This window comes from Bacillus sp. AFS059628 (assembly GCF_002571225.1).
In the GTDB taxonomy this organism is placed as follows: domain Bacteria; phylum Bacillota; class Bacilli; order Bacillales; family Bacillaceae_G; genus Bacillus_A.
This window is the reverse complement of record NZ_NVEC01000101.1, coordinates 1-12,036: the sequence shown is the minus strand read 5'-3', so window position 1 is coordinate 12,036 and position 12,036 is coordinate 1. Positions and strand designations below refer to the sequence as shown.

Below are 12,036 nucleotides of genomic sequence, written 5' to 3'. Positions count from 1 at the left end.
GTAACCAAAAGTAGATTAAAAAATTTTAATTAGCGTTTGATTTATATATATGGTAAGGAGGAGTTTGAAAATGTCTTTTTCTCAATTCAATATTGATGCTTTTCGAGCCGTTAACGATTTAGGTAAACAGTACCCATTTCTCAATTCTACTATGACGTTCGTGGCAGAATATATGGTATATTTCTTAGCTGTAATTATTGTAGTGTATTGGTTTACTCGATCTAACCAAAATCGAATGATGGTTGTTCAAGCGATGATTGCTTTTATGATTGCTGAGGTTATCGGGAAAATAGCAGGAAAGTTTCATTCAAATTATCAACCATTTGCAGAGTTATCCAATGTTAATAAATTGGTAGAGCATGCTGTTGATAATTCATTTCCAAGTGACCATACAATTTTATTCTTTTCAATTTGTTTTTCATTTTGGCTTGTTCATAAAAAGATTGGTTGGCTATGGATTACACTTGCATTCTGTGTAGCCATTTCTCGTATCTGGGTAGGAGTTCATTATCCTTTCGATGTTATAACAGGTGCTATATTAGGGATTGTTTCAGCGATAATTGCTTATTGGTTAGTACCAAAAGTTACTTTCTTGAAAAGAATACTTTCTATATATGAAAAAGGGGAAAACTACATTTTACCTGCAAAAGATAAATCAAAAAATTTTTAAGGAAAAACATCTGAATTATAAGTAGCTTTTTGCTTATAGTGTTAATTTGATGTTAGATAAAGATGCAACATTTCTAGGGCAATTGAAGTGGNNCCACTTCAATTGCCCTAGAATGACTGAGTAAAAATATGGTTTATATATGTATCATAAATACGAATAACGTTTTCTTGGTAAGAATTTACTCATTACAATTTTTTTTGGAAGACTAAACCTCATAGACATACCCCACATCATTTTCACTCGAAAAATGAATTTCATACTTAATTTAAAACATAGGATAACATTGGTGTTCATTCCTTTTTGTAATAATTGTGGATATACATAATTATTTTTTGGACAACAATTCACAGTAATATTACGTTTTTTAGAGGAGAAATCAAGTTGTCAAAATCACTANNTAGTGATTTTGACAACTTGAGAAAATAATTCGTTTATTATTTTGATTACAATATAAGGTAGTATTAGAATGTAGCGTGGAAAGTTAAAGAAAATAAACTGCATATCAAAAGGAGGATGATTTTGGATAGTTATGTTTGGATTATGAATATCAGAATAAAAAACTATACAATTTAATGAGTGGTAGTGTACATTTGGACGTGTAATTCGCGATAGAAATCCTAGTGGCAAATTATTTCTTAAAGCAGTGTGTTAGGCTCTAACCACAGGAACTGCCATGAACGTTAGGGATTTAGATATTCTACGTTTCAAACATAGCAAAGGTATTAAATTCTGAATAATTAGAATTAAGTCAAATTAAATGGGAGTCCTTATGAAGAAAATTTTAGTTATATTTGAAAATGGGAATTACTCGAGACTATTTTTTGCATCTTTTACTTCACAAATGGGTAGTACAATTGGTTTAACTGCACTTATGTTTTATTTTTTAAATCGTTTTTCGCACCAACCTGCATATGCTACTATTACGGAGTTGATGTTGTCTTTGCCCACATTAGTAGTATTTTTTCTTGTTGGTGTAGTTACTGATAGGATTGATCGACAAAAAATAGCTCAAAATTGTGATTGGATCTGTTCTATATTATCGCTCTTATTATTGTGGTCTCTTTTTCTAAACTGGATGCCAGTAGCATTTGCGTTGTTATTTTTAAGAAGTATGGTAAAGAGCTTTTTTACACCCGCACAATCATCCCTTGTACAAGGTGTTTTAACAAGAGATGATTATGCTACTGCAGTTGGTTTGAATCAGATGGTTACAAGTTTGTTTATGCTTTTTGGTAGTGGTATCGGGATTTATTGTTATTGGGTAATCGGTATTTATGGTGCAATCTTAATTGATGCAATTAGTTTTTTTATTAGTGCTCTTCTTATAAAATCTTGTAGAATGTCAGAAGAAATTCGTATGCCAAACGGAAAACATAATATCAAGGATTTGAACATTTCAATTGTAATGAAGGATTTTGTGAAGGGAATACGTTATATTTTGAACCACAACTTGTTACTTACACTTATCTCCGGATTTATAGTTTTCGGAATTTTAAATGGAGGGCTCTCAGTGATGCAGGTATTTATTTTAAAATACAAACTAGCCCCAAGAAACTATGAAGAGGTTTCAATTATATTAAGTATAGTCTTTGGTATAGGGATTTTACTTGGTAGTGTTATAGCATCTATACTTTCTCAAAAAATAAAGCTTTATCATTTACTAATTTTAGCTTTGTTTATTGGAGGAGGAGCGACTATTTTGAGCTCATTAGTCAATACAGTTTGGCTGTATGTTATTTGTACGGGCATAGTTGCCCTAGCACTTCCGATGATTAATGTAGCTATTGGAGGTTGGATTCCGAAAATAGTAAATCCAAAAATGATGGGAAGAGTACACGGGTGTATTAATCCTTTGATGATGCTCTCACAGTCACTAACCTTACTTTTTATTGCTGGATTTTACCCAGGTATTCTTGCAGTTGAAACTCTTTTTTGGATAGTTGGCGGATGTTTAATATTTGTAGGAGTTTTTTACATGATTAGCATTCCAAGATTAATGAAAGTAGAAAAATCAGTTAGCATAACGCTCGAATAATTGTAGTTGATCAATTAATTTAACTAGGATTTGTGAGGGGTTTTATGGAAATTTTTGTTACCAAAATTAAAGATATAAATGATCGAAAATTAGAAAAAACTTGTTCGTGGATAGATGAAGAGAAAAGATATAGAATAAAAAAATTTATTAATAAAAAAGATAAAATTAGAACCTTGATTGGTGAATTACTAGTAAGGACTCTAACAAATAAAAAGCTTAAAATCGGTAATGAAAGAATAGTATGGGGGAAAAATCATTATGGAAAACCTTATTTAAAGGGGTATCCGAATTATTACTTTAACATTTCACATTCGGGAGAATTTGTAGTATGTGCAATTAGTAATAACCCTGTTGGAATTGACATTGAACAAATAAAACTTATTGAATACGAAGAAATAGCAAAAAGTTTTTTCTGTGATAGTGAATATGCTTATATACAAAAAGGTGATGTTAATCATCAATTGAGGAAGTTTTATGAGGTATGGACATTGAAAGAGAGTTATATTAAATGCTATGGAAGCGGATTATCAATGTCACTAAAATCATTTTCTATTAATATAGATAGTCACAAAGCTGTTCGTATACTTTCCGATAATAGAGAAAAGAGTAATTCTTATTCAATGGCGATTTTTGATATAGAGTTAGAATACAAAATGGCTGTATGTTCATTAAATGAAGAAATTTCTAGTAATATAACAGTGATTAACCAAGATATTATTATTAATGATTTTTACAAACTTTTATCAGATAGAGGTGCATTTTAATGATGTTATTTTGTTTGCCTTATGCAGGAGGATCCGAAGCGTTATATTATAAATGGGGTGATTATCTAACCCCATCTATAAATCTATGTCCAGTACTGTTAAAGGGAAGAGGGAAAAGATTCAATGAACCATTTTATAATAGCTTAGAAGAAGCGGTAGATGACATCTTTGATAATATTCGGGATAAAATAGGCGAGGAAGATTATGCAATTTATGGACATAGTATGGGGAGCCTATTAGCGTATGAATTATACTATAAAATAATAGAAATGGGATTCAAGAAACCCAAGCATATCTTTTTTTCTGGATACAAAGCACCGAGTGAAAGGGAAAAGAAGGAGATAACTTATAATTTACCAAATAACGAGTTTAAAAATAGAGTTATAGAATTAGGGGGAACACCAGAAGAATTAATTCATAACGAAGAATTGTTCGAATTTTTCATTCCTTTACTAAAACATGATTTTAAAATAGTTGAAACATATGAATATAAAGAAAAAACGGATAAAATCACATGTGATATTACTGTATTAAACGGAACAGAAGATTTAATTAGTCTAAAAGGCATAATTGGTTGGAAGAAGCATACTTGTGGAAATTTTAAGATTTATAATTTGGAAGGAAATCATTTCTTTATAAATAACAATGTGGAAAAAATTACAACAATAATAAATGATACGTTAACTGAGGTTTTAAATTAGATTCCTCAGATATGTACCAATAGTTATCCCTACTTATTCATTTTCTTAATTATGTGCTGTAGTAGCGTTATCTGTAACTTGATATGAGTTTTAATATTTGTCTTTAATTAAATCACCATAAAAATTTCTGATTATTTTAATTTTTTAGATAAATTTTTATCATATGTTTTTTCTATGAAAATAAGGAAATTTTTCTCGTAGTAAGTTAAATTTTTTATAGAATTCCTTTTAGTAACTTCTAAATAGGGGGGATTGTATACCTTGTTATGAACGATGAATTTTTTATTTAATTCATTCTCTATATTTTTAACAGTAATAAAATAATAAATAATTTTGGTAATGGATAATTACTAAAAAAGGGGAAATCCAACATGTCTATTAAGAATTCTGGTGAAATAAACAAGGATGGTATAAGAACTTACGATGAGATTACAGTAGCAGAGCAAGATATGATATTAAATAAATTCAATTCCACAAAAACTGAATATCCAAGAAATAAGACTATAAACCAGCTATTTGAAGAACAAGTGGAGAGAACACCTGAAAATATTGCAGTTGTGTTTAAAGATAAACAACTTACATACAGGGAACTTAACGAGAAATCCAATCAATTAGCAAGGATGTTAAGGAATAAGGGCGTTAATACAGATGCTATTATAGGATTAATGATTGATAGATCACTTGAAATGATAATTGGAATAATGGGTATTTTAAAATCAGGAGCAGCTTACCTCCCAATTGATCCTGATACTCCAAAAGCAAGAATTGATTATATGTTACGGGATAGTCATACCATGATTTTATTGACTCAAGAGAAATTCATTAAGAAAATCGAATATGATTTAGAAATAATCGATTTGGACGAGCTAGATTCAAGTGACTTAAGTACAGATAATCTGAAACAAGTAAATCGTTCTGATGATACAGCTTATATTATTTATACATCGGGTTCTACTGGAATACCAAAGGGAGTTATCATTTCGCATTATAGTGCTATCAGAGTCGTTCGAAATACAAATTACATAGAAATAAAAAATAATGATACCATTCTGCAGCTTTCGAATTATTCTTTTGATGGATCAATTTTTGATATATATGGTGCTCTGTTAAATGGAGCGAAATTAGTATTGATAGAAAAAGATACAGTCACGGATATAAATAAGCTTGGAAATGTAATTAAGCAAGAAAACATAAACGTAATGTTTATTACAACTGCTTTATTTAATGCACTTGTAGATATGAAAATAGATTGTTTAATCAATATGAGAAAAATATTATTTGGTGGGGAAAGAATTTCAGTCTCCCATGCAAGAAAAGCATTAGAATTTCTAGGGAAAGATAAACTCATTCATGTGTACGGACCAACGGAAAGTACTGTTTTTGCCACATATTACTTTATAAATGAAATAGATGAGGATGTTGACACTCTACCTATAGGTAAACCGTTAGCAAATACTTCAGTTTACATAGTAAATGAAAAGAAAAATTTACTTCCTATTGGTGAACCTGGAGAACTTTGTATTTCTGGTGATGGATTAACTAAAGGGTACTTAAATAATGAGCAGCTAACATTAGAGAAATTCGTTAAAAACCCATTTGCAGAAGGAGAGCGTTTATACCACACAGGAGATTTGGCTAGGTGGTTACCTGATGGGAATATTGAATTTATAGGAAGAATTGACCATCAAGTAAAGGTTCGGGGATTTAGGATTGAACTTGGAGAGATAGAGAGTCAGTTATTAAAGCATCAAAATGTAAAAGAAACTGTAGTTGTAGCAAGAGAAGAAAAGGACAAGAGCAATTATATTTGTGCATATCTAACATTAGTAGGAGAAGTTACTGTTGAAGAATTAAGAAGATTTTTAGGTGAAAAGTTACCTGATTATATGATTCCTACTTATTTTCTTAAGTTAGATAAAATGCCGTTAACGGCAAATGGAAAAATAGATAAAAAGTCTTTACCTGAACCAGATCGAAGTTTTAATACCGAGGTTGAATATGAGGAACCAAGAAATGAGATTGAAAAACAGCTCGTTTTAATGTGGCAGGAAACTTTGAATATAAATAAAGTTGGTGTTAATGACAGTTTTGCAGTTCTTGGTGGGCATTCGATAAACGCAATGGAGCTTTTATCTAAAATGAATGATAGGTTAAGTGTTGATTTACCATTAAAGGAACTGTTTAGATTATCCACAATAAAGAAAATAAGTGCTTACATCGAAACAAACAAGGGAGAAATTATTGAGAACCGACAATTTACAAAAACTACAGATTTAAAGAATTTACATGAACCTTTCCCACTTACAGGTATACAATTAGCCTATTTAATAGGTAGAGATCCGGCTTTTGAAATTGGTGGAGCAGCTACAAATTTAACGGTTGAATTTGAAATAGATATTAATATAGATAGGTTTAATAGTGCATTACAAAAATTAATTAATAGACATCCAATACTAAGAACAATAGTTTTTGAAAATGGAACACAAAGAATCTTAGAAGGAGAACTTCTTTATTCTGTAGACACAGTAGATGTAAGGCATTTAAATCAAGAAGATATAATGATACGTATATTGGAACAAAGACAAAAAATGATAGCTAAAATCATAGATCCAAGTACTTGGCCATTATTTGAGATAAAAGCATTTATATTACCCAATAATCAAAAATATTTTTGTTTAAATATAGATCCGCTAATTTGTGATGACAGTAGCATGAAAATATTAATCAAGGAATTTAAAATGTTTTACAATCAGCCAAGTCTGCAGCTGCCTGAGCTGGAGTATAATTTTAGAGACTATGTTTTAGCAACCAATGAATTTAGGCAATCTAATCGATATAAAAAAGATGAGAAGTACTGGTTAAATAAATTGGATAATTTCCCAAGTGCACCAGCATTGCCTTTAAAATGCAACCCATTAGAAATTGAAAAACCTACATTCAATAAATATTCGGAATTTTTAGAACACAAAACGTGGAATAGATTAAAACAAAAAGCAAGAGAAAAAAATCTTACCCCTACATCGGTTTTATGTGCTGCATATGCTTATGTCTTAGCATATTGGAGTAATCAGAGTCAATTTGCAGTAAATTTAACTGTTTTTAATCGGATACCGTTTCATCAAGACGTAAAAAAAATCATTGGGGATTTCACAACTCTAATGTTATTAGATATTAATGCGAAAGATAGTATTGAGTCATTTTGGAAATTTGCTGCGAAGGTACAGGATACATTGTTAGAAGCCCTTGAACATAGACATTATGATGGTGTGGATTTTATAAGAGCTATTGGGAAAAAACATAGAATGGTTAATCAAGCTATAATGCCTATTGTATTTACAAGTGTATTGAGTGAGGACTCAGATGATTCATTTAATCATTTGATAGATTTTGAAAAAATTAAATTTTTTAGTACAAGAACATCCCAAGTTTATATAGATAACCAAGTTTATGAATTAAATGGAGGTTTATATATTACATGGGATTACGTTGAACAATTATTTGAGATCAATGTTATTAAATCAATGTTTGAACAATATATAAATGTATTAAATCAGGTTGTATTTAATGATCAAGTGTCAGGTATTAACCTTAGTGAAAATAGCATAAAAGTTATTGAAACCTATAATGATACAAACAAAAAATTTGATAAGTGTACTTTACATGAAATGTTTGTGAATCGAGCAAAACTAGTACCAGATAAGGTAGCTGTAATTCATCATGATGATTCGATAACTTATAAAGAACTAAATGAAAAATCGAATCAAATTGCAAGATACTTAATGGATAAGGGAGTTAGAAAAGGTGATTACATTGGTGTGATAGGTAAGCGATGTATAGATACCATTATAAATTTGGTTGCTGTTTTAAAGGCTGGAGCAGCATATATACCGCTTGATCCTGATTATCCTGAAGAAAGAAAAGAATATATAAAAAAGAAAAGTAATTGTAAGTTCTTTATAACACCTTCTACCTATAAAGATAAAAATATTAGGGAATATTCTGGTGATGAAGTCAATATAAAAGTAGATGAAACAGATATGGCATATGTTATTTTTACTTCTGGTAGTACAGGAAAACCTAAAGGAGTTCAAATAACTCATGGTGCAGCAACAAATACAATTATAGATATTAACGAAAAATTCTGTGTGACAGAAAAAGATAAAATTATGGGGATTTCTTCACTGTGCTTTGATTTGTCAGTTTATGATGTTTTTGGTGCATTGAGCTGTGGAGCGGCCCTTGTAATTATAGATGATCAAAGGGATGTATATAACCTAAAAAAAGTTGTAAAGAAAGAAGGAATCACAATTTGGAACTCAGTTCCAGCAATTATGGAACTGACAGTGGACTTATATAATGATAGTGAACAGGATGATAGTCTAAGGCTTGTATTGCTTAGTGGGGACTGGATACCCCTGGAACTTCCTCAGAAGATAAAGAAAACTTTCAAAAACGCGGAAGTTATTAGCTTAGGTGGAGCAACTGAGGGGTCAATATGGTCCATATATTACCCTATTAAGGAAATTATGGATGATTGGAAAAGTATACCATATGGAATGCCGTTGGCTAACCAGAAAATTTATGTATTAAATCAAAATAAGCAATTGTGTCCCGTAGATGTAGAGGGAGAATTGTACATTGGTGGAGTGGGAGTAGCAAGTGGGTATATAAATGATATTGAAAAAACTAAGATGTCATTTATTTTGCACGAAGAATTAGGATATATTTACAAAACTGGTGATTATGGTGTGTTAAAAGAGGACGGATATGTCGAATTTTTAGGAAGAAAAGACAGTCAAGTTAAGATAAGGGGATATAGGGTAGAATTAGGGGAAATTGAAAATTGTATAATCAAATATAAAGGTGTAAATAAAACAGTAGTAATTGACTATACAAACGATAATAAAATGAAAAGCCTGTATGCTTTTGTAGTTACAGATGAAGACATAAACCCAAATGAACTAAAACAATATTTGCAAAATCAGCTCCCGAATTATATGATTCCATCAAGATTTTTCAAAATAGATGAAATACCATTGACTGTAAATGGGAAAGTAAATAAGAGTATTTTGGGGGAATTAATAAAAAATCATGAACTAGATGAAGTTGCGGCAACTAAATGTGAAGAAGCAGAAAATGAAACTCAAGCCCAAATATTAGATATATGGAAAGATGTATTCGGAATAGAAAACATAGGAATAGATACTAATTACTATGAAATAGGCGGAGATTCATTAAAAGCGATATCGATTGTTACTGAAATTAAAAAGAGAATGAATATAGAGGTGCCGATAGGAGAAATATTTAAAAATGACACTATAAAGGTATTAGATCAATATTTGAAAAATAGCCAAGACAATCATAGGGAAAATATGATTGAAAGGGTATCGAAAAAGGATTATTATGCTACATCATCTTCTCAAAAACGAATGTACATGCTTTCTATGATGGAAAATAATAGAGGAGCATATCATATTCCTATGGCGTTACTTGTCGAAGGTGAAATCGAATGTAATAGACTTGAAAATGCATTTAGAAAATTTATAGATAGACATGAAATCCTGAGAACAGGATTTGAAGTATTAGATAATGAATTAGTTCAAAGGGTTTATGATAAAGTTGATTTTGATTTGGAATACCAATGTTTAGATATAGTCGTAACAGATGATGAAGGTTTAAGAGATTTAACTAGTAAAATGTGTAAGGAATCAACAAAGCCTTTTGATTTAAGTAAACCATCATTAATGAGAGCTAAACTAATTAAAATCGGAGTAGAGAGGCATATATTGGTTGTTAACTTCCATCACATAATAGCAGATGGGGTATCACAAGGAATATTTATGAATGAAATACTCGATTTATATAACAATCTTGATCTACCTAAGATAAATATACAATACAAGGATTATGTAGAATGGAATAATACGTATAATCAATCTAATGCTATAAAAAAACAAGAGCAATATTGGCTGAATTTATACAGTCATCTGCCATCTAAATTAGAATTACCTTATGATTATAGAAAAGAAAATATTGATACCTTTGCAGGAGAAAATGCATACTTTCATATAGAAAAAGAGCTATCTGAACAGATAAGAAGGGTAGCTAAGGATACAGGGTCAACTTTATATATGCTTATGCTTAGCGCTTATCATATATTACTTCACAAATATACTGGAAAAACTGATATTGTTGTCGGAACAGCAGCATCAGGTAGGTTACATCAAGATTTACAAAATATTTTTGGTGTGTTCGTCAACACTATTGCTTTAAAAAACAATATAGATGCTACAAAAAGTTTTAAAGAAATTTTGGAACAGGTAAAAGAAAATACAATTACAGCATTTGAAAACTCAGAGTATCAGTTTGACGAACTAATTCGCAGTATAGACTATGAAAGAGACTCTAATAGAAACCCTTTATTTGATACCATGTTTGTATTGGAAGACGCTAAATTATTTACTAAGAAGCAAGGTGCTTTAAATCTTAGTCCAATAATATTTGAATTAGATAATGCAAAATTCGATATCACTTTTAGTATTTTAGATTATGACGATGAGATCGTGTTAAATGTCGAATATAGTACTGGATTATTCAAAAGAGACACAATATTAAGAATGACAGAAAATTATATTAATATTCTGAGGGAAATATCAAGGAATCTTTCGATAAGTGTAAATAAAATAGATATGATCCCACAAGAAGAAAAGCGCTTTTTATTGTATGAACATAACGATACAAATGTAGATTTCTCTAAAAGCCAGTTAATACACAAGTTATTTGAAGAACAAGTAGAACGAACACCAGATAGCATTGCAGTTGTTTTTGAAGACAAGAAATTGACATATAGGGAGTTAAATGAAAAATCTAATCAATTGGCAAGAGCATTAAGAGAAAATGGTGTTGGTTCTGATAAAATAGTAGGAATATTATTAGAACGTTCAGTTGATGTGATTGTGGGAATTATGGGGATTTTAAAAGCTGGTGGTGCGTATTTACCAATTGATCCTACATATCCTATAGATAGAATTAAATATATACTTCAAGATAGTCAAACTGAAATATTATTGACCCAGGATAAATTAATTAATTTAGTTGATTGTACAGAAGTTGATGATATTAGCATTATTAATATTCATAATGAGCATTTGTTTAAATACGGAACCGAGAACTTACGTATTGATAGCAGCAGTAAAGATTTAGTCTATGTCATTTATACATCTGGTTCTACTGGAAAGCCAAAAGGAGTTATGGTGGAGCATCATTCATTGGTGAACTTATGTAACTGGCATAATTCCTTCAATAAAATAAGTGAAACTGATAAAAATGCTAGTTATGCAAGTATAAGTTTTGATGCATTTGCTTGGGAAGTATTTCCTTATATCATAGCGGGTTCAGAGATTCATATTATAAATGATAATTTAAAATTAGATATTACGAAATTAAACAAGTATTTTATTGAAAAAGAGATTTCAATAAGCTTTTTACCTACACAAGTATGTGAACAATTTTTAATGCTTGAGAATACATCTTTAAGGAGATTATTAACAGGTGGAGATAAACTAAATTATTTTGAAAATAAAAGTTACCAGATTGTTAATAACTATGGTCCTACAGAGAATTCAGTAGTAACAACAAGCTTTATTATAGAAAATTCTTATGACAATATACCGATAGGAAAACCAATATGTAATACAAAAGTCTTTATTTTAAACGAATCTAATGGGCTTTGTCCATTGGGAGTGCCAGGCGAGCTTTGTATCAGCGGAGAAGGTTTGGCCCGTGGTTATTTAAATAGACCAGAGCTCACAGCAGAAAAATTCATTCCAAATCCGTTCATTCCAGAAGAGAGAATGTATCGAACAG

The 12,036-nt window shown here is 30.4% G+C and carries 5 protein-coding genes; all 5 read left to right on the top strand.

Annotated elements, in window-relative coordinates; translation table 11 throughout:
- The first annotated feature begins 70 nt into the window (after positions 1–70).
- Positions 71–670 (top strand): undecaprenyl-diphosphatase, encoded by a 600-nt coding sequence (locus tag COL05_RS27860; protein WP_098670941.1) that lies wholly within the window; start codon positions 71–73, stop codon positions 668–670.
- 769 nt (positions 671–1,439) lie between these two features.
- Positions 1,440–2,705, top strand: a complete 1,266-nt coding sequence (locus COL05_RS27855) for an MFS transporter (RefSeq protein ID WP_098670940.1) — start codon at positions 1,440–1,442, stop codon at positions 2,703–2,705.
- A 44-nt stretch (positions 2,706–2,749) separates the two neighbouring features.
- A complete protein-coding gene (locus COL05_RS27850) occupies positions 2,750–3,469 on the top strand; it encodes a 4'-phosphopantetheinyl transferase family protein (protein ID WP_098670939.1) in 720 nt (239 codons plus the stop codon).
- Positions 3,469–4,170, top strand: a complete 702-nt coding sequence (locus COL05_RS27845; protein ID WP_098670938.1) for a thioesterase II family protein — start codon at positions 3,469–3,471, stop codon at positions 4,168–4,170. Before COL05_RS27850 ends, COL05_RS27845 begins: the two co-directional genes overlap by 1 nt.
- Positions 4,171–4,541: 371 nt before the next feature.
- The coding region (locus tag COL05_RS27840) for a non-ribosomal peptide synthetase (protein ID WP_142337695.1) at positions 4,542–12,036 on the top strand (7,495 nt) is incomplete at its 3' end.

Coding starts and splice junctions, on each gene's coding strand:
- COL05_RS27845 (WP_098670938.1), top strand. CDS start 3,469: ATGATGTTATTTTGTTTGCCTTATGCAGGAGGATCCGAAGCGTTATAT.
- COL05_RS27860 (WP_098670941.1), top strand. CDS start 71: ATGTCTTTTTCTCAATTCAATATTGATGCTTTTCGAGCCGTTAACGAT.
- COL05_RS27855 (WP_098670940.1), top strand. CDS start 1,440: ATGAAGAAAATTTTAGTTATATTTGAAAATGGGAATTACTCGAGACTA.
- COL05_RS27850 (WP_098670939.1), top strand. CDS start 2,750: ATGGAAATTTTTGTTACCAAAATTAAAGATATAAATGATCGAAAATTA.